We start from the raw sequence: 24,049 nt of genomic DNA on the forward strand, positions 1-24,049 counted from the left end.
CTTATCTCAACTCAACATAATAAAAACCCCGCAGCAGGGCTACGGGGGTGAAAACAGCGCAATTAACCGTGGCGACGTTCGAAGTCAATCATGAAATCGGTCAGCGCTTTAACGCCTTCCAGCGGCATGGCGTTATAGATGGAGGCACGCATGCCGCCCACCACTCGGTGGCCTTTCAGCGCGTGCAGACCTGCCGCGAAGGACTCTTCCAGGAAGACTTTATCCAGGTTGCTGTCCGCCAGCTGGAACGGCACGTTCATGCGCGAACGGTTGGCTTTCGCCACATCGTTACGATAGAAATCGCTCTTATCAATCACGCCGTACAGCAGCTCGGCTTTCTGCTGATTAACCTTGTCCATCTGCGCCACACCACCGTTTTGCTTCAGCCATTTGAAGACCAGGCCGGACAGGTACCAGGCAAACGTCGGCGGGGTGTTGAACATGGAGTCGTTATCGTTCAGCACGGTGTAATCGAGAATCGACGGGCAGGATTTATGCGCTTTACCCAGCAGGTCTTCGCGCACGATGACGATAGTCAGGCCAGCAGGGCCGATATTTTTCTGCGCGCCCGCATAAATTACACCGTAGCGACTGACGTCAACTGGCGCAGAAAGAATGGTGGAGGAGAAATCTGCGGCAACCACCACGTCTTTACCGAAGTTCGGGGTCTCGTCGATGGCGATACCGTCGATGGTTTCGTTCGGGCAGTAGTGAAGATACGCAGCGTTGTCAGAGAGTTGCCACTCGCTCATGGCCTTCACGGCACGCAGACCGTCAACGGTCACTTTGGCGTCGATAACATTCGGCGTGCAGTACTTGTGCGCTTCTTTCACCGCACTGGCCGCCCAGTAGCCCGCATCAACGTAGTCTGCCGTCGTTTTATCACCCAGGATGTTTAGCGGTATGCCAGCAAACTGGCCGCGTCCGCCGCCATGGCAGAACAATACTTTGTAGTTCGAGGGAATATTCAGCAGATCGCGAAAATCCTTTTCTGCCTCTTCCGCCACCTGAATAAACTCTTTACCCCGGTGGCTGATTTCCATCACCGACGTCCCCAGACCGTTCCAGTCACAAAGTTCCTGTTGAGCCTGTTTAAGCACGTCTGCCGGTAACATTGCCGGACCTGAACTGAAATTAAAGACTTGAGCCATTTCCCCTCACCACGCTAAAAGCCATAAGTTATAACTGTGGATATCGGTTTTATCATTCAGTGACACGCGCCGCAATGTCTAAAACTTATGACCGGTGAAATGTGCCCCGCGTCACACAAAACAATCTGCCGCTTCGCTATCGCAAAACCGACAAAATGGCTGTCAGGTGATCCGTTTAGCCCGGCTAACCTTCGTCCATTCCGGATTTGCACAGCGAGGGCATAATTGACGATCGCCAGGCTTCATGGTCACAACATGGCTACATCTTACGCAAGCGTAATCGCCTGCTTCGGGGACCGTCCTGAAACGCTCGATCAGCATATCCGGCAAAATACAGAGACCGGGCTTTACGTCCTCATCCGCGTAGTAATAGACGCTGATCTGCCCGTTAGTTTCCATTATCGCCAGACGCACCTGCCCGAGCTGTTCCACGCTGTTCAGGCGCAGCTCCATAAAGAACTCAAACTCGGTCATATTGGCACTCTGGACATTTTCCCAGGCCAGCTGACCGTCCTCGACGATCACGACCGGCTTTCCTTCAAGCAGATCTTCCAGCTTTTCGCTTTTCGACATCAGCCACATTACCAGGCGATAGAGGAGCGCCAGTGAGACAAAAACGATAAACACCGGCACCATCGGCACATCATCATAAAAAGCGACATCCCCCGCCGCTGAACCCAGCGTCAGGATGATCAATACTTCAAAAAGCGACATCTGCCGCACGCCGCGACGGCCGGTGATTTTAAGAAACAGGAAGACCAGAACGAAGGTATACAGACTACGCAGCGCCACTTCGCCTAAAAATTCGGGAGGGACTTTATCAAACGCCATCCGCTGGAGATCGAATGCTTTCATTTTTCTATGCCTTAACAGTGAGTTACTGACAGTAAGCATAGCCCAGTCTTTTATTTTCGCCGGAGATAGCACCTGTCACGCAAAACCCGTATCATTGCGCGCTTTACGTACGATAAAAGTGAACGCCATGACTCAAACGTTTATCCCCGGCAAAGACGCCGCCCTGGAAGATTCCATCGCTCGCTTCCAGCAGAAACTGACCGACCTGGGTTTTAACATCGAAGAAGCCTCCTGGCTCAATCCGGTGCCGCATGTCTGGTCCGTACATATTCGCGATAAAGACTGTGCCCTGTGCTTTACCAACGGTAAAGGCGCGACAAAAAAAGCGGCACTGGCCTCTGCGCTGGGTGAGTATTTTGAGCGTCTGTCCACCAATTACTTCTTCGCCGATTTCTGGCTGGGTGAAACCATCGCTAACGGCCCGTTCGTTCACTACCCGAATGAAAAATGGTTCCCGCTGACCGAAGATGACGAACTGCCGGAAGGTATCCTGGATACGCGTCTGCGTGCGTTTTACGATCCCGAAAACGAACTGACCGCCAGCATGCTGATCGATCTGCAGTCCGGTAACGAAGATCGCGGTATTTGCGCCCTGCCATTCACCCGTCAGTCGGATGAGCAGACCGTCTATATCCCGATGAACATCGTCGGCAACCTGTACGTGTCTAACGGCATGTCCGCCGGTAATACCCGCAATGAAGCGCGCGTGCAGGGTCTGTCTGAAGTCTTCGAACGCCACATTAAAAACCGCATTATTGCCGAATCCATCAGCCTGCCTGAAATTCCGGCAGACGTGCTGGCGCGTTATCCGGGCGTGGTGGAATCCATCGCCAAACTGGAAGCCGAAGGTTTCCCAATCTTTGCGTATGACGGCTCGCTGGGCGGTAAATACCCGGTTATCTGCGTTGTGCTGTTTAACCCGACGAATGGCACCTGCTTCGCCTCCTTCGGCGCACATCCGGACTTCGGCGTAGCGCTGGAACGTACCGTGACCGAACTGCTTCAGGGCCGTAGCCTGAAAGACCTCGACGTGTTTACGCCGCCAACGTTCGACGATGAAGAAGTGGCTGAGCATACCAATCTGGAAACCCACTTCATCGACTCCAGCGGTTTGATCTCATGGGATCTGTTCAAACAGGACGCAGACTATCCTTTCGTGGACTGGAGCTTTGCCGGTACCACGGAAGAAGAGTTCGCCACGCTGATGGCCATCTTCAAATCCGAAGATAAAGAAGTCTACATTGCTGACTACGAGCACCTGGGCGTCTATGCGTGCCGTATTATTGTTCCTGGCATGTCCGACATCTACCCTGCTGAAGATCTGTGGCTGGCGAATAACAGCATGGGCGCGCATCTGCGTGAAACGCTGCTGGCACTGCCGGGCAGCGAATGGGAAAAAGAGGATTATCTGAACCTGATCGCCCAGCTGGACGAGGAAGGCCACGATGACTTCACACGCGTACGCGAGCTGCTCGGTCTGGCCACCGGTAAAGATAACGGCTGGTATACCCTGCGCATCGGCGAGCTGAAAGCGATGCTGGCGCTGGCGGGCGGCGATCTGGATCAGGCCCTGGCCTGGACCGAGTGGACCATGGAGTTTAACCAGTCGGTCTTCTCTGCCGAGCGCACCAACTATTACCGCTGCCTGCAAACCCTCCTGCTTCTCGCGCAGGAAGAGGATCGTGAGCCGCTGCAGTATCTGAATGCTTTTGTGCGCATGTACGGTGCCGAGGCGGTAGAAGCGGCCAGCGCGGCGCTGAGCGGTGAAGAGCCGTTCTACGGTCTGCAGGCTGTTGACAGCGATCTGAAAGCCTTCCCGGCGCATCAGTCGCTGCTGAAGGCCTATGAGAAGCTGCAGAAAGCGAAAGCCGCTTACTGGTCAAAATAAGCGCACATAACATTACCAGCAGTAGGCGTATTCAATCAGCTGGGCTATATTACGGGGCAATTTCATTGCCCCTTTTTTTATTTTCTTCGGCAATGACTGTTGATTGTAATAATAAAGTTAATCATGGGTAAATATAATAATATCTACCCGGACTTTACTGTTACTTTTTATGGCTAATACTCCATATTAATTAACTGTTTCAGAGGTGGCCGAACGAAAAAATTCAACTCTTTTCACAACTTTTAAAATTTATTTTTATACGGATAATCAAATACTTACTCCGCATTTGGTGTAAAACCATACACACTGCGGGCCTATAAGCCAGGCGAGATATGATCTATATCAATTTCTCTTCTATAATGCTTTGTTAGTATCTCGTCGCCGACTTAATAAAGAGAGAGTTAGTGTGAAAGCTGACAACCCTTTTGATCTTTTACTCCCCGCTGCGATGGCAAAAGTCGCCGAAGAAGCGGGTGTCTATAAAGCAACGAAACACCCGATGAAGACGTTCTATCTGGCGATCACGGCTGGTGTGTTCATCTCTATCGCTTTCGTCTTCTACATCACCGCCACCACCGGTACAGCCGGAATGCCTTTTGGCATGGCCAAACTGATTGGCGGCATTTGCTTCTCACTGGGTCTGATTCTTTGCGTCATTTGCGGTGCCGATCTCTTCACCTCAACGGTGCTGATTGTCGTGGCAAAGGCCAGCGGAAGAATTACCTGGGGTCAGCTGGCACGTAACTGGCTTAACGTCTACCTGGGTAACCTGGTTGGCTGTCTGCTCTTTGTTTTGTTGATGTGGCTTTCTGGCGAGTACATGACCGCCAACGGCGGCTGGGGACTGAACGTCCTGCAAACCGCCGACCACAAAATGCACCACACATTTATTGAAGCCGTTGCTCTCGGCATCCTCGCGAACCTGATGGTCTGCCTGGCTGTATGGATGAGCTACTCCGGTCGTAGCCTGATGGACAAAGCCTTAATCATGGTTCTGCCGGTTGCGATGTTTGTTGCCAGCGGCTTTGAGCACAGTATCGCGAATATGTTCATGATCCCAATGGGCATTGTCATCCGCGACTTTGCAAGCCCGGAGTTCTGGACCGCAGTTGGTTCATCCCCGGAAAGTTTCTCTCACCTGACTATTATGAATTTCATTACTGATAACCTGATCCCTGTCACTATCGGGAACATTATCGGTGGGGGTCTGTTAGTTGGGTTGACATACTGGGTCATTTACCTGCGTGGCGACGATCATCATTGATGGTTTTCTCAGGCAGTAAATAAAAAATCCACTTAAGAAGGTAGGTGTTACATGTCCGAGCTTAATGAAAAGTTAGCCACAGCCTGGGAAGGTTTTGCGAAAGGTGACTGGCAGAATGAAGTCAACGTACGTGACTTCATTCAGAAAAACTATACCCCGTATGAAGGTGACGAATCCTTCCTGGCTGGCGCAACTGAAGCGACCACCAAGCTGTGGGACAGCGTAATGGAAGGCGTTAAACTGGAAAACCGCACTCACGCGCCAGTTGATTTTGACACCTCCGTGGCTTCCACCATCACTTCTCACGACGCTGGCTATATCAACAAAGCCCTTGAGAAAATCGTTGGTCTGCAGACTGAAGCACCACTGAAACGCGCAATCATCCCGTTCGGTGGTATTAAAATGGTTGAAGGTTCCTGCAAAGCGTATAACCGCGAGCTGGACCCAATGCTGAAAAAAATCTTCACCGAATACCGCAAAACCCATAACCAGGGCGTATTCGATGTTTACACCAAAGACATTCTGAACTGCCGTAAATCTGGCGTTCTGACTGGTCTGCCAGATGCCTATGGCCGTGGCCGTATCATCGGTGACTACCGTCGCGTTGCGCTGTACGGTATCGACTTCCTGATGAAAGACAAGTACGCGCAGTTTGTTTCCCTGCAGTCCGATCTGGAAAACGGCGTAAACCTGGAAGCGACTATCCGTCTGCGTGAAGAGATTGCTGAACAGCACCGCGCGCTGGGTCAGATCAAAGAAATGGCAGCGAAATACGGCTGCGATATCTCTGGTCCTGCAACCAACGCTCAGGAAGCTATCCAGTGGACCTACTTCGGCTACCTGGCCGCAGTTAAGTCTCAGAACGGTGCCGCAATGTCCTTCGGTCGCGTATCCACCTTCCTGGATGCCTACATCGAACGTGACCTGAAAGCTGGCAAAATTACCGAGCAAGACGCACAGGAAATGATTGACCACCTGGTCATGAAACTGCGTATGGTTCGCTTCCTGCGTACCCCTGAATACGATGAGCTGTTCTCCGGTGACCCAATCTGGGCAACTGAATCTATCGGTGGTATGGGCGTTGATGGTCGTACTCTGGTAACTAAAAACAGCTTCCGCTTCCTGAACACCCTGTACACCATGGGTCCTTCTCCGGAGCCGAACATCACCGTTCTGTGGTCTGAAAAACTGCCTCTGAACTTCAAGAAATTCGCCGCTAAAGTGTCCATCGACACCTCTTCTCTGCAGTACGAGAACGATGACCTGATGCGTCCGGACTTCAACAACGACGATTACGCTATCGCTTGCTGCGTAAGCCCAATGGTTGTTGGTAAACAAATGCAGTTCTTCGGTGCGCGTGCAAACCTGGCGAAAACCATGCTGTACGCTATCAACGGCGGCGTTGATGAAAAACTGAAAATGCAGGTGGGTCCTAAGTCTGAGCCGATAAAAGGCGATGTTCTGAACTTCGACGAAGTCATGGACCGCATGGATCACTTCATGGACTGGCTGGCTAAACAGTATGTCACTGCGCTGAACGTTATCCACTACATGCACGACAAGTACAGCTACGAAGCCTCTCTGATGGCGCTGCACGACCGTGACGTTATCCGCACCATGGCGTGTGGTATCGCAGGTCTGTCCGTTGCTGCTGACTCCCTGTCTGCAATCAAATATGCGAAAGTTAAACCAATTCGTGACGAAGATGGTCTGGCTATCGACTTCGAAATCGAAGGCGAATACCCGCAGTTTGGTAACAACGACGCTCGCGTGGATGACATGGCGGTTGACCTGGTAGAACGTTTCATGAAGAAAATTCAGAAACTCACTACCTACCGTAACGCTATCCCGACTCAGTCTGTTCTGACCATCACCTCTAACGTTGTGTATGGTAAGAAAACCGGTAACACCCCAGACGGTCGTCGTGCTGGCGCGCCATTCGGCCCAGGTGCTAACCCAATGCACGGTCGTGACCAGAAAGGTGCTGTTGCCTCTCTGACATCCGTTGCGAAACTGCCGTTTGCTTACGCGAAAGATGGTATCTCCTATACCTTCTCTATCGTGCCAAACGCGCTGGGTAAAGACGACGAAGTGCGTAAAACAAACCTCGCGGGTCTGATGGATGGTTACTTCCACCACGAAGCGTCCATCGAAGGTGGTCAGCACCTGAACGTGAACGTAATGAACCGTGAAATGCTGCTCGACGCGATGGAACACCCTGAGAAATATCCTCAGTTGACCATCCGCGTATCTGGCTACGCAGTACGTTTTAACTCCCTGACCAAAGAACAGCAGCAGGACGTTATCACCCGTACTTTCACTCAGTCCATGTAAGTGGAAATGACTGAAATCACGCGTTAAAAAGCGTACAATAAAGGCTCCACGTCAGTGGGGCCTTTTTAGCACCCTCTCCACCTCAGTCTCTTTTGTCCGCTATCTATACTCTATGGATATCAGCCAAAACAGACTTCAACACAGCCGGTTTTGAGCTGTGCATACACAGGCCCCGGACGGGCCGATGCTGGAGATATCACCGCAATGTCAACTATTGGTCGCATTCACTCCTTTGAATCCTGTGGCACCGTCGATGGCCCGGGTATCCGCTTTATTACCTTTTTCCAGGGCTGCCTGATGCGCTGCCTGTACTGCCATAACCGCGACACCTGGGACACGCACGGCGGGAAAGAAGTGACCGTCGACGATCTGATGAAAGAGGTGGTGACCTACCGCCACTTTATGAACGCGTCCGGCGGTGGTGTGACGGCGTCCGGTGGCGAGGCCATTCTTCAGGCCGAGTTTGTCCGCGACTGGTTCCGCGCCTGCCACAAAGAAGGTATTCATACCTGCCTCGACACGAACGGTTTTGTGCGCCGCTACGATCCCGTTATTGATGAATTGCTCGAAGTGACCGATCTGGTGATGCTCGATCTCAAACAGATGAACGACGAGATCCACCAGAATCTGGTTGGCGTGTCCAACCACCGTACGCTGGAGTTTGCTAAATATATCTCAGCGAAAGGCATTAAAACCTGGATCCGCTACGTGGTGGTCCCAGGCTGGTCAGATGACGACGATTCCGCGCACCGCCTGGGCGAATTTACCCGCGACATGGGCAACGTCGAGAAAATTGAGCTTCTGCCCTACCATGAACTGGGAAAACATAAATGGGTGGCAATGGGCGAAGAATATAAGCTTGATGGCGTGAAGCCGCCGAAGAAAGAGACGATGGAGCGCGTGAAAGGTATTCTTGAACAGTACGGTCACAAAGTAATGTATTAGTATTAAAGAAAAGGCCCGGTAAAAACCGGGCCTTATTTATTCTATTTGAACACACCGTTAATAATGGTCGTCACCACAGCCGTGCTGAGTGCAATTAAGACCAGATCGTCACCGACCACGCGCCATTCATAGCCAGGATAGGAGGGCAGCTGGTCCAGCATAGAAGCCGGCACGGTTTTCTTCGCAATCCCCGGAGGCAGTGGTTTACCGCGTGCAAGGTTTTTCGCAATGCCCGGAGGCAGTGACTCATAGCCGGTTAAACCATAGTTCACTGCCAGATGACGGGCATGATCGAAGCTTACACGAGCATCGACATCATCGCTGACGCTTTTATTTGATTTACCCGGGTTGTCTGTATTGTGTTTACTACCATGGGTACCGGAATTTCCGTTACCGTGATTTCCGGAATTGCCGTGATTACCACCATTACCTTGTCCGCCACTGTTACCGTGACCACCACCGCCATTCCCGTTTCCAGGATTAGCCATGACCGGTGCTGTAGCAAACGTTAAAGACAACACTACTGCCAGTGCGGTAGTGGTTAAACGACGTGTAGCCATGGTTGCTGCCTTTTAGTGATAGAACTCACCTGAATTATCGCCTGGCGCGGTAAACAAACAATGCGTAAAAGTCTTAGATGTGATGGGGATAAAAAGCCAGTCGATGACTGGCTTTTATTTAATCAGGCATGGGCCACTGGCGTTGGATGTTCGCCCGCTTTGCGCAGCAGCATCAGGAGATAAATAAACGACACGCTGGCGATCATGATGAACAGCAAATTGTCGGAATAATTCTGCATTAGCATCGCGGTAAATGTCGGCCCTAATAAACTGCCGATGGTATAGCTCAGTAAAAGCGCCTGGTTCATAGCCACCAGCTGATGATGTTCCACTTTCTCACAGGCCCAGGCCATCGCGACCGGATAGAGCGTGAAACCGGCAGCCCCAAGAATAAACAGCGCCGGTGCCATCGCGGCGTTGCTGAGCATGGCGAGGCATCCCATGATCACCACGAAGACCTGAACGCGCAGCACCAGCAGGCGGCCAAAACGGTCCGCCAGACGGCCAATAGGCCACTGGCCGAGAATGCCCGCACTCACCATCACCGCCATCCAGAAGCCGATCCCGGAATCGCTGACGCCCTGATGGTTCAGATAGAGCGGCATCAGGCCATAGAGCGAGCCCAGTACAATCCCGGAAATAATGCAGCCGTTTACCCCCAGACGTGCCTGCCGGAGTCTCAGCATTGGCCAGACGTGGGTGGCTTCCTGATGTTCGCTGTTCTGGTTCACAATACGGGTAAAGAGCAGCGGCAGGATTGCGGCCAGCACCATACCCGTCACCCACGGCAGAACGCTCATCAGATCGGTTGGCAGCTTGCTGACCATCAGCTGCCCCAGCACGGTCCCCACGTAGTACACCATCATATAGGCTGCCAGCAGGCGCCCGCGGTTGCGCGACGTGCCGCTGCACATTAACGCACTTTCAACAACCACCCAAATCATCGCGCAGCCTACGCCGGCGATAAAACGCCACACCATCCAGCTCCAGAAGCCGACCATCAGGCCCAGCCCCGCACACCCGGCGGCGAAAATCAGCGAGGCCAGGTAATAGCTGCGGTTAAAGCCTAAGCGCTTAATAAGGCTCCCTGTCACCAGCGTGCCCAGCAGGTTTCCGGTAAAAAAGGACGAGCTGACCATACCCACCTGCCAGGTCGGTAAGTTTTCATGGGCGAGCCACAGCGGAACGAGCGTATTTAACACTGCGATCGCCAGGGTCAACAGCAGCAGGCCACAGAGCAACAGCAGCACTGGCCGGGTATAGGTGGTCATGGATTAAAAGCCGTGAGGAAGTTCAGATTTCGTGCGCATCATGCCACTGGCAAAAACAAAGTCAATCCACTGACTTAGCCGCCAGGCACAATATGTTCCCTGTCGATTTAAAAAACTTATCCTGCTAATGCCACGCCTGCTATAGATATTAATTATGTCTCTGTTTTTGTTTATTAATGGCCTAAATTAAAACAAAACGACAGTCGAAAAATTTCATGATCGAAAAAAAGAAAAGCCGGGCGCTCTGACCCGGCTTTACAGAAGGAATGTCCGTATTAACTGGCGACAGCCATACCCACGGTCATATGCAATCCGTAGAATACCCCACGGCCAATCAGTTCGCCCGCCAGGACGAGTACAAAGGCCAGTGACAGCAGCGGCAGCGCGGGCTGATAACCTTTGAGCTGCGGGGCAATCCAGAATACCAATGCCGCGACGAGCAGAACGACACGCCAGGCCATTAGCGAACCGTAATCCGGCACCAGGGCAGACGCCTGCTGAATCGAACTGTGAATGGTTGCCAGTTCAGCGCCCTGCATCAGGGCAACCATAGCACTCACGACCAGCGCCAGCAGCGAAACGGCAGGCAGCAAGCGCATAGCCCAACCGTCTACCCCCGCCACGCGCAGCAGCAGATAGCCCAGCAGCGGCCCGCCGATAAACATGGTCAGGAAGAAGCTCATTGGCGTCCAGACGGTGTACCAGGTGGGAACCGTGTCGATGGTGTTATAGACGCGCACCATCATCCACACGAACACCACGCCCAGCACCATGGTCACGATCAGCCACAGGCTGCGTAGAGCCGCAGGCAGCTTCTTCATTGCGGCCAGCAGCCAGCCCAGCCCGCCAACGGCATAGAAAATCGCCCCGCTGGCAATCTCATTACTGAGGGACGAGGCGCCCACACGGTTCAGAGAGTTAAATGCGCGCATCGGCGAGCCCAGGTGCAGCGTAGAAGCAATGAAACCAATTCCCATGAGCACCCACAGGCCAAACATGCTCAACACTAAACGCTGCTGCTGTTCGCCGCTGAGATTGCCCTTCAGCAGCGCCAGCGCGAGCACAATGAAGCCACCAGCCACGCACTGACCAAAGACCGTGAAGATCATCAGCGGCCATTCATGCCATCCACTTCCCATCTCACACCTCCTTCGGATTTGCCAGGTAGCCGGTGGTATCACCTGTAGGACGGCTGTTGGCGTTAGGTTTAATCACAATACTTGGCTTCGTGAAGTGCGCAGACGGCAGGGGCGCCACTGCGGCAAGCTGACCGTGTTTTTGACGCAGCTCTTCAACAGGGCCGAAGTCCAGCGCGCGCAGCGGGCAGGATTCGACGCAAATCGGCTTTTTGCCCTCTGCGACGCGGGTGTGGCAGCCATCGCATTTGGTCATATGCCCTTTCGCGGCGTTGTACTGCGGTGCGCCGTAGGGGCAGGCCATATGGCAATAGCGACAGCCGATGCAAACATCTTCATCCACCACCACAAAACCGTCTTCGCGCTTATGCATCGCGCCGCTCGGGCAGACCTTGGTACAGGCGGGATCTTCACAGTGGTTACAGGCAATCGACAGGTAATAAGCGAACACGTTCTGATGCCAGACGCCGTTATCTTCCTGCCAGTCGCCCCCGGCGTATTCGTAGATGCGACGGAAGCTCACGTCCGGAGTCAGGTCTTTGTAATCTTTACAGGCCAGCTCGCAGGTTTTGCACCCGGTGCAACGGCTGGAATCAATAAAAAATCCATACTGGGTTGTCATCGGTTACTCCTTAAACCTTTTCAACCTGGACAAGGTTTGTGTGGGATGGGTTGCCTTTCGCCAGCGGCGACGGGCGCTGCGTGGTCAGTACGTTAATACTGCCAGCCTGATCGATGCCCTTTGCATCCGGGCTGTACCAGGCGCCTTCCCCCAGCGCCACCACGCCGGGCATCATGCGCGGGGTCACTTTGGCTTCAATATGGACCTCGCCGCGGCCGTTAAAGATCCGCACGCGATCGCCATTGCTGATACCGCGCGCTTTGGCATCCATCGGGTTGATCCACATCTCCTGTCGACAGGCCGCTTTCAGGACATCGACGTTACCGTAGGTGGAGTGAACACGCGCTTTGTAGTGGAAACCGGTCAGTTGCAGCGGGAATTTCGCCGTCAGTGGATCGTTATAGTTTTCAAAACCCGGCGTGTAGATCGGCAGCGAATCGATAACGTCCCCTTCCGGCAGCTCCCAGGTAGAGGCGATTTTTGCCAGCTCTTCGGAGTAGATTTCGATTTTGCCCGACGGCGTGGTTAGCGGGTTCGCCTGCGGATCTTCACGGAACGCTTTGTACGCCACGTGATGCCCTTCCGGGTCACGCTGTTTGTACATACCCTGCTTGCGGAAGGTATCGAAGTCCGGCAGATCGGGGATCGCTTTACGGGAGAGCGCGTGAAGATGGCGCATCCACCCTTCCTGAGTACGCCCCTCGGTAAACTGCTGCTCTACACCAAGCCGTTTCGCCAGTTCGGAGGTCATTTCATAGATGGTTTTGCACTCAAAACGCGGCTTGATGGCCTGGTCGGTGAAGATCACATAGGACATGTTGCCGCAGGAGGCATCCAGCGCGAAATCCATCTGCTCAGAGGCGGTGCAGTCTGGCAGCAGAATATCGGCATATTTTGCCGAGGAGGTCATGTGGCAGTCGATCACCACAATCATCTCGCACTTCTTGTCGTCCTGCAGGATTTCATGGGTACGGTTGATTTCGGAGTGCTGGTTGATAAGACAGTTGCCGGCATAGTTCCAGATCATCTTGATCGGCACGTCCAGCTTGTCCTTGCCGCGCACACCGTCGCGCAGGGCGGTCATTTCCGGGCCACGTTCAATCGCATCGGTCCACATAAACATGGAGATGCTGGTCTTCACGGGGTTGTCCAGGGTCTGCATCCGTTCAAACGGCAGCGAGTACGAACCTTCACGCGCGCCGGTATTACCGCCGTGAATACCGACGTTGCCGGTCAGAATAGAGAGCATAGAGATAGCGCGGGTGGCAATTTCGCCGTTCGCATGGCGCTGCGGGCCCCAGCCCTGGCTGATGTAGGCAGGTTTGGCTGAGCCAATTTCACGTGCCAGCTGCACAATACGTTCCGCCGGAATACCGGTGATGGTAGAGGCCCACGCCGGCGTTTTCGCCACGCCGTCGCTGCCCTGGCCGAGAATATACGCTTTGTAATGCCCGTTTGCTGGCGCGCTGGCCGGCAGGGTTTTCTCGTCATAGCCGACGCAGTATTTATCCAGGAAAGGCTGATCGACGAGGTTTTCGGTGATCATCACCCAGGCCAGTGCGGAGACCAGCGCCGCATCGGTCCCTGGACGAATGGGGATCCATTCATCTTCACGCCCTGCACCGGTGTCGGTATAGCGCGGATCGATGATGATCATGCGGGCATTGGATTTGGCGCGGGCCTGTTCCAGATAGTAGGTCACCCCGCCGCCGCTCATACGCGTTTCACCCGGGTTGTTACCGAACAGCACGACCAGCTTACTGTTTTCGATATCCGACGGGCTGTTGCCGTCCGCCCAGCCACCGTAGGTGTAGTTCAGGCCAGCGGCGATCTGCGCCGAGGAGTAATCACCGTAGTGATTGAGATAACCGCCGCAGCAGTTCATCAGGCGCGCTACCAGCGTTTTACCCGGTGGCCAGGAGCGGGTCAGCGTGCCGCCGAGCGTTCCGGTGCCGTAGTTCAGGTAGATGGATTCATTACCGTACTCTTTGATCAAACGCTGCATATTGCTGGCGATGATATCGTAGGCTTCATCCCAGCTAATCCGCTCGAACTTTCCTTCTCCACGCTTACCGACGCGTTTCATCGGGTATTTCAGACGGTCCGGGTTATACACGCGACGACGCATGGAGCGGCCACGCAGACAAGCCCGAACCTGATGTAATCCTTCGTAGCTATCGTCGCCGGTATTATCGGTTTCGACATACTTAATTTCGCCGTCCACCACGTGCATACGCAGGGGACAACGGCTACCACAGTTGACGGTACAGGCACTCCACACCACTTTTTCCGGCGTGGTGGCTGGGGAGAGTGCCTCTGCCGCCGATGCCAGTCGGGTAAAAGGGAGCGTGAAGGCGCTGCTGGCTACAGCCAGACCGCCTATTGCCGTGGTTTTCATCAACCCACGGCGAGTGACCTCGGCAGCCATGAGTGCTTCAGGCGCGTTGATTTTCATAGAAACTCACTTTGGTTGCTCACAAAGAAAAGAGAGGCGGCGCGAACCGCAACATAGCTTTATAGATATCGAATTTCCGGGTATTCAGCTTTTTATGCTGACTTTCATTCGCAACAGTATTACTACTTTGGAGGGAGGGGGTATTGCGTCGTATCAATTCACAGACATAAAAAAAGCGCCCGCAGGCGCTTTTTTGTTTTGCGGCAAATAATTAGCCGATGTACTGCAGGCCTTTCATGTATGGACGCAGCACTTCAGGGATCTCGATGCGACCATCTGCCTGCTGGTAGTTTTCCATCACGGCAACCAGCGTACGGCCAACCGCCAGACCAGAACCGTTCAGGGTGTGCACCAGACGGGTTTTCTTGTCAGATTTGCTGCGGCAGCGTGCCTGCATACGGCGCGCCTGGAAATCCCAGACGTTAGAGCAGGAGGAGATTTCACGGTAGGTGTTCTGCGCAGGCACCCACACTTCAAGGTCGAAGGTTTTGCGGGCGCCAAAGCCCATATCACCGGTGCACAGGGCCATACGACGGTACGGCAGACCCAGCAGCTCCAGCACCTTCTCTGCGTGACCGGTCATCTCTTCCAGCGCATCCATGGAATCTTCAGGACGGACGATCTGCACCATCTCAACTTTATCAAACTGGTGCATACGGATCAGACCGCGCGTGTCGCGACCGTAAGAGCCTGCTTCAGAACGGAAGCACGGAGAGTGCGCCGTCAGTTTGATCGGCAGATCGTCTTCATCGATGATCTCATCACGCACGAGGTTGGTCAGCGGCACTTCCGCCGTTGGGATCAGCGCGTAGTTGCTGCTGTCCGCTTCCTCGTCCAGCGGACGGGTGTGGAACAGATCGCCGGCAAATTTCGGCAGCTGACCGGTACCGTACAGGGTATCGTGGTTAACCAGATACGGAACATAAGTTTCACTGTAGCCGTGCTGCTCGGAGTGCAGATCCAGCATGAACTGCGCCAGAGCGCGGTGCAGATGAGCAATCTGGCCTTTCATCACCACAAAGCGAGAACCGGTCAGCTTAACTGCTGCTGCAAAGTCCAGGCCTGTGTGCATTTCGCCTAGCGTCACGTGATCGCGCACCTCGAAGTCAAACTCACGAGGCGTACCCCAGCGTTTCACTTCAACGTTGTCGTTTTCATCTTTACCGACAGGGACGCTGTCGTCAGGAATATTCGGGATAGCCAGGGCAATATCACGAATTTCGGCCTGAAGAACATCCAGTTCGGCTTTCGCCTGATCCAGTTCTTCACCCAGTTTGTTCACTTCCAGGCGTAATGGCTCAATATCTTCCCCGCGCGCTTTCGCCTGGCCAATGGATTTCGATCGAGAATTACGCTCTGCCTGCAGATTTTCAGTTTGTACCTGCAGAACTTTACGACGCTCTTCGAGAGCGCGCAGCTTATCTACATCCAGCTTAAAGCCCCGGCGTGCCAGTTTTTCAGCGACTGCGTCTGGCTCATTACGCAGCAGATTGGGATCGAGCATGCTTATCCTGTGCTTATCGAATTAAAATAGGAAAAAGTGACCACAGCCTGCGATCACAGGGATACAACGCCAACATTACCGCAACGACTGCACTAACGGTAGCGTTTTATAGGGCTATTTTGATCCTGTCCGGCGAGCCAGGCGAGCTTTTCGCCAATCTTGCCTTCAAGACCTCTGTTTGTGGGGTGATAATAGCGGGTTTGTGCCATCTCCTGCGGGAAATATTCCTCACCGGCCGCGTAGGCATTGGGTTCATCATGGGCGTAACGGTACTCCTGCCCATACCCCATCTCTTTCATCAGTTTCGTTGGCGCATTACGCAGGTGAACCGGCACATCGTAGTCCGGGCGTTCACGCGCATCAGACATCGCCGCTTTAAACGCGGTATAAACGGCATTGCTTTTCGGCGCACAGGCCAGATAGACAATCGCCTGGGCAATTGCACGTTCGCCTTCCGCCGGACCCACACGGGTGAAACAGTCCCACGCCGACAGCGCGACCTGCATGGCACGAGGATCGGCATTGCCGACATCTTCTGAGGCAATCGCCAGGCAGCGGCGCGCAACGTACAGCGGATCGCCACCGGCAGTAATGATGCGCGCGTACCAGTACAGTGCCGCATCTGGCGCGCTGCCGCGCACGGATTTATGCAGGGCAGAAATGAGATCGTAAAATCGATCGCCTTTATTATCGAAACGCGCGCTGCGCTCCCCGGCTATTTCGGTGAGCAGTTCCGGCTTCAGCACTCGTTTGCCAGCATCGTCGACTTCGGCCATGTCGGCCATCATCTCCAGCGTGTTCAGAGCCCGACGCGCATCACCGTTCACCAGCTCCGCAATCGCACGACGCGTGTCGTCAGGCAGTACGATATCCTGCCCGCCGTAGCCGCGCGCTTTATCGTCCATCGCCTGGGTGAGAACCTTTTCGATATCCTCGACGGTCAACGATTTGAGCAAGTAAACGCGCGCACGAGACAACAGCGCTGAGTTCAGTTCAAACGAGGGATTTTCGGTGGTCGCCCCGATGAAGAAGATCGTGCCGTCTTCAATGTGCGGCAGAAAGGCATCCTGCTGGCTTTTGTTGAAGCGGTGAACTTCGTCCACGAAGAGGATAGTCCTGCGCCCGGCATTGCGGTTCTGCCGCGCGCGCTCGATCGCTTCGCGGATCTCTTTCACGCCGGAGGTAACAGCTGAGATACGTTCAACATCCGCGTTCGCATAGCGGGCGATCACTTCGGCAAGCGTGGTTTTGCCCGTGCCTGGTGGCCCCCAGAGGATCATCGAGTGAAGATGCCCGGCCTCAATGGCGCGCGGCAATGGCTTACCGGCAGCCAGCAGGTGTTGCTGGCCGATATACTGCGCTAAATTTTCTGGCCGCATACGAGCGGCCAGAGGTTGAAACGCGTTGTCTGAAAAATCGAGCGACAGATTGCTCACTCACGCCTCTTACTTACGTTGGTCATCCACCGTTACGCCCTGCGGCGGGGTAAAGGTGAATTTCGATGCATCTACAGCGCCATTCTGCTGAGACTTCAGCTGATAGCTGCTGCGCTGATCGTCCTGCTCAACGGCGCCAAACTGATTAATGGTACCGTTGGGGCTTACGTTAATGGTGAATTGCTTCAGGTTGCCGTTGCTGCCTTTTGGCGTCAGGACAAACTCGTCCCCCGTCTGCTTAATATTGTACTGCTGCCAGTCGCTGGCCTGGTTGCGGGCAATCAGCATAAATGGCGTATTGCTGGTGGCATCTTTCAGCCAGGTCGCCGTTGCCTGCTCAACGAACGGGTTGAAGAACCATAGTGTTTTACCGTCAGACACCAGGATGCTTTCATCCGGCTGGGTCATGTGCCAGTTAAACAGATTCGGGCGTTTTACCCACAAATCTCCCTGACCTTCCTGCACCGCGTTGCCGCTGCCGTCAGTCACTTTTTGCGTGAAGCTGGCGTGGAAGCTGCTTACTTTATCCAGTCGGCTTTTAAGGTCGCTGGCTGCATCAGCCCAGACGCTGCTGGCAACAAAACTGGTGAGTAATGCACAGGCGATGGCGATTTTTTTCATTGTTATTCCTTAAAATACGTCTTCCCGATATGGGGTTTCCGTCTTCTATTCTGAACCTGCCCGCAGGCAGGCGACAGAAGAAAATGCTTAATTTTGGTTGATTTACCCTTCTTTGCAATTGCCGAAGGTTAATCAAACGGCGGTGGTGCCAGCACCTCGCGGTTACCGTTGTGCCCCTGCTCGCTGACAATACCCTGCGCTTCCATCTGTTCGATGATACGCGCCGCGCGGTTATAGCCGATGCGGAACTGACGCTGTACGCCAGAGATGGAGGCCTTGCGTTTTTCGGTCACGAAGTTCACCGCCTGATCGAATAACGGATCCAGCTCTTCGCCGCCGTCGAAGCCACCGCCGCCGCCTTCGCTTTCCGTGTCGCTGGTGATGCCATCAACATATTGCGGACGACCACGTGCTTTCCAGTCCTGCACTACCGCGTGCACTTCCTGGTCGCGAACGAATGCGCCGTGAACACGCACCGGAGAGGTGGAATTCGGGCCGGAATAGAGCATGTCCCCCATCCCCAGCAGCGACTCTGCGCCACCCTGATCAAGGATGGTACGTGAGTCAATTTTACTGGATACGGTAAAGGCGATACGCGTCGGGATGTTCGCTTTAATCAGACCGGTGATAACGTCCACGGATGGACGCTGGGTCGCCAGCACAAGGTGAATACCGGCAGCACGCGCTTTCTGCGCCAGGCGGGCAATCAGCTCTTCCACTTTCTTACCGACGGTCATCATCAGATCGGCGAATTCATCTACCAGCACCACGATATAAGGCAGTTTTTCCAGCACCGGATGCTGTGCATCCATGCTGTCTCCCGGTTTCCAGTACGGATCCGGGATCGGACGGCCCATACGCGCCGCCTCGGCGATTTTCTCGTTATAACCGGCCAGGTTACGCACGCCCAGTGCCGACATCAGCTTGTAGCGACGTTCCATCTCGTTCACGCTCCAGCGCAGGGCGTTGGCCGCGTCTTTCATGTCGGTAACCACTTCCGTCAGCAGGTGCGGGATGCCTTCATAGACGGACAGTTCGAGCATTTTCGGGTCGATCATGATGAAACGCACATCTTCCGGCTGCGCTTTATAGAGCATGCTAAGGATCATGGCGTTCACACCGACGGACTTACCGGAACCGGTCGTACCGGCCACCAGCAGGTGAGGCATCTTCGCAAGGTCTGCCACTACCGGATCGCCCGCAATATCTTTACCCAGCACCACCGTTAGCGGGGAAGGGTTATCGCGGAACTTGGTGTTATCCAGCACTTCACGCAGGTAGACGGTCTGACGTTTCTTGTTCGGCAGTTCAAGGCCAACGTACGGTTTGCCCGGTATGACCTCCACCACACGCACCGCTACGGTCGACAGAGAACGCGCCAGGTCACGGGAGAGGTTAGAAATACGTGCGGCTTTTACGCCTGGCGCCAGGTTCAGTTCGAAACGGGTGATGACCGGCCCCGGGGAGTAGTTCACCACGTCCGCTTTAATGCGGAAGTCAGCCAGACGCGCTTCGACCAGACGCGCCATCTGCTCCAGCGCAAAGGTATCAACCGGTTCAACTTCCGCTGGTGGCGGCGTTAACAGATCCAGCGACGGCAGTGGCGTGCTTGGACGCTGCAGCGGACGGCTGTCACCGTTACGCATCAGCAGCGGGTGAATCAGACTCTCCTGCGGCTGTGGCGCAGGCTGCTGGAACTGCGGCGGTTGTTGTGGCTGCTGCGGTTGCGTGTAAGCCTGCGGCGCCGGCTGCTGCGGTTGCGGTGCGTATGACGGCTGTGCGGGTTGCTGGCGCACAGGCTCCGCTTCCGGCATCACGCTCGGGGTAAATAAAGGCTCGCTCGGGCCATCATCCACCAGATCTTTCATCGGCGAGAATTCAAAATCCGACAGGGAGAATGGATTTGCACCAGCCGGTTGTTCGCCGGAATAGCGCTGCTGCTGGGTAGCGGCAAACTGGCGCGCCAGTTCGGCTTCCGCCGCGTCATCGTCGTCCAGCGCAGGCTCATCGTGCTGATATTCCTCACCGTAGCGTTGATTCTGCTGCGCGGCGAACTGGCGAGCCAGCTCAGCCTGCTGCATGTCATCGGCATCATCCTCGTACTCAGACTCGCGGGCTTTTTCTTCGGCCATCCGCTGGGAAGGCAGTTTGATACCATAAGAGGCAAGCTCACGACGGGTTGGCACGCGGACACGGTTAGGACGAGGCAATTGAGGACCAATCCCCTCTTTCACCTGAGGACGTGGCGCCCCCCCTGTTGCCAGGCTAAAGACAGGTGCAGCCACGGCCGCCGCCGCGGTGGCCTGCTTCACGCTTTCCGCTACAGGGGCAACCGAAGGGGTTGGATCAACCTGAGGAGCCGAAACAGCAGCTGCTTTCGTAACAGGTTCCTGCACCGGTTCAGGCACTGGCTGATACCAGGCCGCCAGCTGTTCGCGTTCACGCGCACGGCGCTCTTCGACTTCTTCAAAATAGTACAGCGGCGGACGCGCTGGCTTCACCTCTTCCACGATTTCGGGCTCAGGTTCCGGCTCAGGTTGCGGTGCGACATAAGGCTGCACGGGTTCAACCGGTTCAGGCACATACTCCTGATACGGTTGAGTTACAGGCTGTTCATAGTGTGGGTTGTGTTGTGGTTCATACGCAGGCTGCGGCGGCTGATAAGGCTGCTGCCACTGCTCCTGCTGAACGGGAATATAGCTTTCTGGTTCAGGCGCAATAACCGGTTCCGGGATATGAACACCCGGCGCAGTCTGCCAGTCTACCTGAGGCTGCTGAATAACGGATTCCGGCGGTGAAACCGGCGCAGAAGGCATCACGGCGTCAACGGGGACGGCATAGGCCTGAGCAGCGGTCGTCGCGGCGGCTGCGGCTGCAACCGGCTCGGTGACCGAATGACCGTTTAACAGCGGATCGTATTCGTCGAAATCGCCTGGGGTGGCACGGTTGCCGGAGAAGAGCACATCGTCAGGATCGACCTGATTTCCCGCAGCGCGATAGACCACCTGCTCGTCTTCATCCATGCGTTTACCAGAGAAGAGCGCCGCATCAGTTTTACGGCCCAGCGGATTGGCAAATTTCTCTGCAACACGTTGGCGACGCGCCAGCGCGCCACGCAGAATTCGAGCACGACGAGACTCGCGACGCTGCACAGGCGCGTCATCTTCCTCTTCATCTTCGTACTCATCTTCATCAACCCACGTATCGTCACGACGGGTACGGTTGCTGGCGAAGGTCAGAATAGTGAGGATAAAACTGCCAATTTTCTCGGCAATGCTCACCCAGGACCAGCCGGTGAATAACGTCAGCCCCGCCGCCCAGATGCACAGCAACGCCAGCGTGCCGCCGCTGCTATGAAGCATCGGCTGCAGCGCAGAACTCAACAGGCTGCCAATCACGCCACCCGAAGCGAAGTACCAGATATCATCCGCATTAATGGCCGCCAGCCCGCATGAGGTGAGGATCAGTGCCAGTGCGCCAATCAGACGCAGCGAAACGGCGAAATAGTCGATGTAATCATCGTTTTGACGATGTCGCCACGCAAACCAGCACCCGCCGATAATAATGACGGGAAGGGTGTAGGCCATCACACCGAAAATGAAAAAGAGCGTGTCCGCAAGCCAGGCACCGGGTACGCCGCCTAAATTATGAATAGGCTCATGCCATGCAGTTTGTGACCAGCTGGGATCTGAGGGGTTGAAACTGAGTAAGGCTGCCATCAGCCAGACGGCAAAAAGGGCAATAACAATCAGCAAAGCCTCGAGGAGACGACGTCCGCTGCTTAGCTTCGATAGTGTGACTTCTTTGTCTTCAGTGTATTCCTGGCTCAAGAAAGGCTCTCCAGGTATCAGGCATATCCTGCCTGTTTGCTAAAACGGACAACAGCGCCGGGACTCCCCGGCACTGTTGCTGTATGGATTAACAGGAGTGTAATCAAACTACGCTGATTTTGCACCTGTTCCGTGTTAGCGCGTCTTAATAACCAGACGATTGCTCTGTTTGACCTCTTCCATCACCACATAGGTACGGGTGTCGTTCACGCCTGGCAGACGCAGCAGGGTTTCCCCCAGCAGCTTACGGTAGGCGGACATATCAGGCACACGGGTTTTCAACAGGTAGTCGAAATCACCGGACACCAGATGACACTCTTGAATTTCTTCAAGTTTTTGTACAGCGGCGTTAAATTGCTCAAACACATCCGGCGCACCACGATTCAGAGTAATCTCAACAAATACCAGAAGTGAGGCATCCAGATAATGCGGGTTCAGCAGAGCTGTATAGCCCTGAATAAAACCCTGTCTTTCCAGTCGGCGCACACGCTCAAGGCACGGCGTCGGGGAAAGTCCCACACGTTTTGAAAGCTCGACGTTGGAAATACGCCCATCCTTTTGCAATTCATTAAGAATGTTACGATCGATACGGTCGAGATCTTTGCCAGGGCGCTTCTTGCTATCTACCATTATTATTGTCTCTCTGTATTCCTTCCCTACTCCTGCCTGGACCCTGTGCACATCACTGTTCAGAGCCTGTACCCGTTACTCATCACATCGCCTGATTTTGTATTAGACGCGATGCGGATTCGGGTTCTGTTGGTAAGAAGACCGTTGCCCGAAGGCTGTCACCGACATCACGTATGGCGTCTGTCCACGCCATGCGTAGATTTCACTGACCCGGTAAAAATGGCATTTACGTGCATGCCTATGCGGCATACGGTTAACGCGGTTTTTTTTCTTCCTTGAATGTTTTCGCAAAAGCGCAGGGGATTGTCAAAGCAAAACATCGTTTTTTAGTACAACATGCCGGATATTCATTACGGCAGGGTATTAATCCTCATTTTATTGCCTTATAAACAACCGGTTTTCAGGAGAAAGCTTGATGTTATAGCGCGCCATTCATCGTCCGTGGCTATTACACAGATTGATATCAAAATTGCTGCGCTCTTTTTTTACGACAACAAATTCCCTACAATCCAGCCAAATGTCTGCCAACAACAATGGGGATCTCATGGGCACGGCCAAACACAGTAAGCTGCTAATCCTTGGTTCTGGACCTGCGGGATATACCGCGGCGGTCTATGCTGCACGCGCTAACCTGCAACCGGTATTAATCACCGGCATGGAAAAAGGCGGTCAGCTGACCACCACCACCGAAGTGGAAAACTGGCCAGGCGACCCGAACGACCTGACCGGGCCGCTACTGATGGAACGTATGCACGAGCATGCTGCCAAATTCGAAACCGAAATTCTGTTCGACCATATTAACAAGGTCGATCTGCAGAACCGTCCGTTCCGCCTGACGGGTGACAGCGGCGAATACACCTGTGACGCGCTGATCATCGCCACCGGTGCTTCTGCCCGTTACCTGGGCCTGCCATCAGAAGAAGCGTTTAAAGGCCGCGGCGTCTCTGCCTGCGCTACCTGTGACGGTTTCTTCTACCGCAATCAGAAAGTTGCGGTCATCGGCGGCGGCAACACTGCCGTGGAAGAAGCGCTGTACCTGGCAAACATTGCCTCAGAAGTGCACCTGATCCACCGCCGCGATACATTCCGCGCGGAGAAGATCCTGATCAAACGTCTGATGGATAAAGTGGCAAGCGGCAACATCGTGCTGCACACCAACCGCACGCTGGAAGAGGTCACGGGCGATCAGATGGGCGTTGCCGGTCTGCGTATTCGTGATACCCAGAACAGCGATAACGTCGAAACGCTGGACGTGGCGGGCCTGTTTGTTGCTATCGGTCACAGCCCGAACACGGCAATCTTCGAAGGGCAGCTGGAGCTGGAAAACGGCTACATTAAAGTGCAGTCAGGCATTCACGGTAACGCGACCCAGACCAGTATCCCGGGCGTGTTTGCGGCGGGCGATGTCATGGACCACATTTACCGTCAGGCAATTACCTCTGCGGGTACCGGGTGTATGGCCGCGCTGGATGCTGAACGCTACCTCGATGGACTGGCGGAACAAGGTAAATAATCTTTACAAGTCAGTAACAAACGTAAATAAAGGC

17 protein-coding genes are annotated in these 24,049 nt (G+C 54.4%); 5 read left to right on the forward strand and 12 right to left on the reverse strand.

Annotation, left to right across the window (positions count from 1 at the left end; all coding sequences use genetic code 11):
• Nucleotides 1–62 precede the first annotated feature (62 nt).
• Nucleotides 63–1,151, reverse strand: a complete 1,089-nt coding sequence (serC, locus tag EKN83_RS03885) for a 3-phosphoserine/phosphohydroxythreonine transaminase (protein ID WP_126800370.1) — start codon at nt 1,149–1,151, stop codon at nt 63–65.
• Nucleotides 1,152–1,313: 162 nt separating this feature from the next.
• Nucleotides 1,314–2,006 (reverse strand): DUF421 domain-containing protein, encoded by a 693-nt coding sequence (locus tag EKN83_RS03890; RefSeq protein WP_126800371.1) that lies wholly within the window; start codon nt 2,004–2,006, stop codon nt 1,314–1,316.
• 127 nt (nt 2,007–2,133) lie between these two features.
• Between EKN83_RS03890 and ycaO the strand changes: the two genes are divergently transcribed.
• From ycaO to pflA, 4 genes are all read left to right on the forward strand, one after another.
• On the forward strand, nt 2,134–3,894 hold the full coding sequence (ycaO, locus tag EKN83_RS03895) for a 30S ribosomal protein S12 methylthiotransferase accessory factor YcaO (protein WP_162185033.1): 1,761 nt from the start codon (nt 2,134–2,136) through the stop codon (nt 3,892–3,894).
• A 406-nt stretch (nt 3,895–4,300) separates the two neighbouring features.
• The gene (gene focA / locus EKN83_RS03900) at nt 4,301–5,158 is read left to right on the forward strand and encodes a formate transporter FocA (protein ID WP_126800372.1); all 858 of its coding nucleotides are present in this window, start codon (nt 4,301–4,303) and stop codon (nt 5,156–5,158) included.
• A 51-nt stretch (nt 5,159–5,209) separates the two neighbouring features.
• Entirely contained in the window at nt 5,210–7,492 is a 2,283-nt protein-coding gene (gene pflB / locus EKN83_RS03905; protein WP_045284490.1) for a formate C-acetyltransferase, read from the forward strand.
• A gap of 204 nt (nt 7,493–7,696) precedes the next feature.
• Nucleotides 7,697–8,437, forward strand: coding sequence for a pyruvate formate lyase 1-activating protein (pflA, locus tag EKN83_RS03910; RefSeq protein ID WP_025756015.1), 741 nt, complete (start codon nt 7,697–7,699; stop codon nt 8,435–8,437).
• Nucleotides 8,438–8,478: 41 nt separating this feature from the next.
• Here the strand turns inward: pflA and EKN83_RS03915 are convergent, their stop codons facing one another.
• The 10 genes from EKN83_RS03915 to lrp form a co-directional block, all read right to left on the reverse strand.
• Entirely contained in the window at nt 8,479–8,997 is a 519-nt protein-coding gene (locus EKN83_RS03915) for an anti-virulence regulator CigR family protein (RefSeq protein ID WP_025756016.1), read from the reverse strand.
• A gap of 122 nt (nt 8,998–9,119) precedes the next feature.
• Nucleotides 9,120–10,268 (reverse strand): MFS transporter, encoded by a 1,149-nt coding sequence (locus tag EKN83_RS03920; protein ID WP_025756017.1) that lies wholly within the window; start codon nt 10,266–10,268, stop codon nt 9,120–9,122.
• 275 nt (nt 10,269–10,543) lie between these two features.
• Nucleotides 10,544–11,407, reverse strand: a complete 864-nt coding sequence (locus EKN83_RS03925) for a dimethyl sulfoxide reductase anchor subunit family protein (protein WP_126800373.1) — start codon at nt 11,405–11,407, stop codon at nt 10,544–10,546.
• 1 nt (nt 11,408) lies between these two features.
• Nucleotides 11,409–12,026 carry a DMSO/selenate family reductase complex B subunit gene (locus tag EKN83_RS03930; protein WP_025756019.1) on the reverse strand — a complete coding sequence of 206 codons (618 nt, stop codon included), beginning with the start codon at nt 12,024–12,026 and terminating at the stop codon, nt 11,409–11,411.
• Between the two features lie 10 nt (nt 12,027–12,036).
• Complete coding sequence (dmsA, locus tag EKN83_RS03935) at nt 12,037–14,481, reverse strand: dimethylsulfoxide reductase subunit A (protein WP_126800374.1); 2,445 nt, start codon at nt 14,479–14,481, stop codon at nt 12,037–12,039.
• 211 nt (nt 14,482–14,692) lie between these two features.
• On the reverse strand, nt 14,693–15,985 hold the full coding sequence (gene serS / locus EKN83_RS03940; protein ID WP_126800375.1) for a serine--tRNA ligase: 1,293 nt from the start codon (nt 15,983–15,985) through the stop codon (nt 14,693–14,695).
• Nucleotides 15,986–16,077: 92 nt separating this feature from the next.
• On the reverse strand, nt 16,078–17,421 hold the full coding sequence (gene rarA / locus EKN83_RS03945) for a replication-associated recombination protein RarA (RefSeq protein WP_025756022.1): 1,344 nt from the start codon (nt 17,419–17,421) through the stop codon (nt 16,078–16,080).
• A gap of 9 nt (nt 17,422–17,430) precedes the next feature.
• On the reverse strand, nt 17,431–18,042 hold the full coding sequence (gene lolA / locus EKN83_RS03950; protein ID WP_059386168.1) for an outer membrane lipoprotein chaperone LolA: 612 nt from the start codon (nt 18,040–18,042) through the stop codon (nt 17,431–17,433).
• A 128-nt stretch (nt 18,043–18,170) separates the two neighbouring features.
• Nucleotides 18,171–21,872 carry a DNA translocase FtsK 4TM domain-containing protein gene (locus tag EKN83_RS03955; RefSeq protein ID WP_126800376.1) on the reverse strand — a complete coding sequence of 1,234 codons (3,702 nt, stop codon included), beginning with the start codon at nt 21,870–21,872 and terminating at the stop codon, nt 18,171–18,173.
• 135 nt (nt 21,873–22,007) lie between these two features.
• Complete coding sequence (gene lrp, locus EKN83_RS03960) at nt 22,008–22,502, reverse strand: leucine-responsive transcriptional regulator Lrp (protein WP_000228469.1); 495 nt, start codon at nt 22,500–22,502, stop codon at nt 22,008–22,010.
• Between the two features lie 544 nt (nt 22,503–23,046).
• Here lrp and trxB point away from each other — a divergent pair.
• Nucleotides 23,047–24,015: a thioredoxin-disulfide reductase gene (gene trxB / locus EKN83_RS03970; RefSeq protein WP_025756025.1), complete on the forward strand. Its 969-nt coding sequence runs from the start codon at nt 23,047–23,049 to the stop codon at nt 24,013–24,015.
• Nucleotides 24,016–24,049 lie beyond the last annotated feature (34 nt).

Source organism: Enterobacter sp. WCHEn090032 (assembly GCF_003986875.1).
Classification (GTDB): Bacteria; Pseudomonadota; Gammaproteobacteria; order Enterobacterales; family Enterobacteriaceae; genus Enterobacter; species Enterobacter sichuanensis.

Coding starts and splice junctions, on each gene's coding strand:
- EKN83_RS03890 (WP_126800371.1), bottom strand. CDS start 2,006: ATGAAAGCATTCGATCTCCAGCGGATGGCGTTTGATAAAGTCCCTCCC.
- EKN83_RS03915 (WP_025756016.1), bottom strand. CDS start 8,997: ATGGCTACACGTCGTTTAACCACTACCGCACTGGCAGTAGTGTTGTCT.
- lolA (WP_059386168.1), bottom strand. CDS start 18,042: ATGAAAAAAATCGCCATCGCCTGTGCATTACTCACCAGTTTTGTTGCC.
- lrp (WP_000228469.1), bottom strand. CDS start 22,502: ATGGTAGATAGCAAGAAGCGCCCTGGCAAAGATCTCGACCGTATCGAT.
- EKN83_RS03930 (WP_025756019.1), bottom strand. CDS start 12,026: ATGACAACCCAGTATGGATTTTTTATTGATTCCAGCCGTTGCACCGGG.
- serS (WP_126800375.1), bottom strand. CDS start 15,985: ATGCTCGATCCCAATCTGCTGCGTAATGAGCCAGACGCAGTCGCTGAA.
- EKN83_RS03920 (WP_025756017.1), bottom strand. CDS start 10,268: ATGACCACCTATACCCGGCCAGTGCTGCTGTTGCTCTGTGGCCTGCTG.
- pflB (WP_045284490.1), top strand. CDS start 5,210: ATGTCCGAGCTTAATGAAAAGTTAGCCACAGCCTGGGAAGGTTTTGCG.
- dmsA (WP_126800374.1), bottom strand. CDS start 14,481: ATGAAAATCAACGCGCCTGAAGCACTCATGGCTGCCGAGGTCACTCGC.
- serC (WP_126800370.1), bottom strand. CDS start 1,151: ATGGCTCAAGTCTTTAATTTCAGTTCAGGTCCGGCAATGTTACCGGCA.
- EKN83_RS03925 (WP_126800373.1), bottom strand. CDS start 11,407: ATGGGAAGTGGATGGCATGAATGGCCGCTGATGATCTTCACGGTCTTT.
- pflA (WP_025756015.1), top strand. CDS start 7,697: ATGTCAACTATTGGTCGCATTCACTCCTTTGAATCCTGTGGCACCGTC.
- ycaO (WP_162185033.1), top strand. CDS start 2,134: ATGACTCAAACGTTTATCCCCGGCAAAGACGCCGCCCTGGAAGATTCC.
- trxB (WP_025756025.1), top strand. CDS start 23,047: ATGGGCACGGCCAAACACAGTAAGCTGCTAATCCTTGGTTCTGGACCT.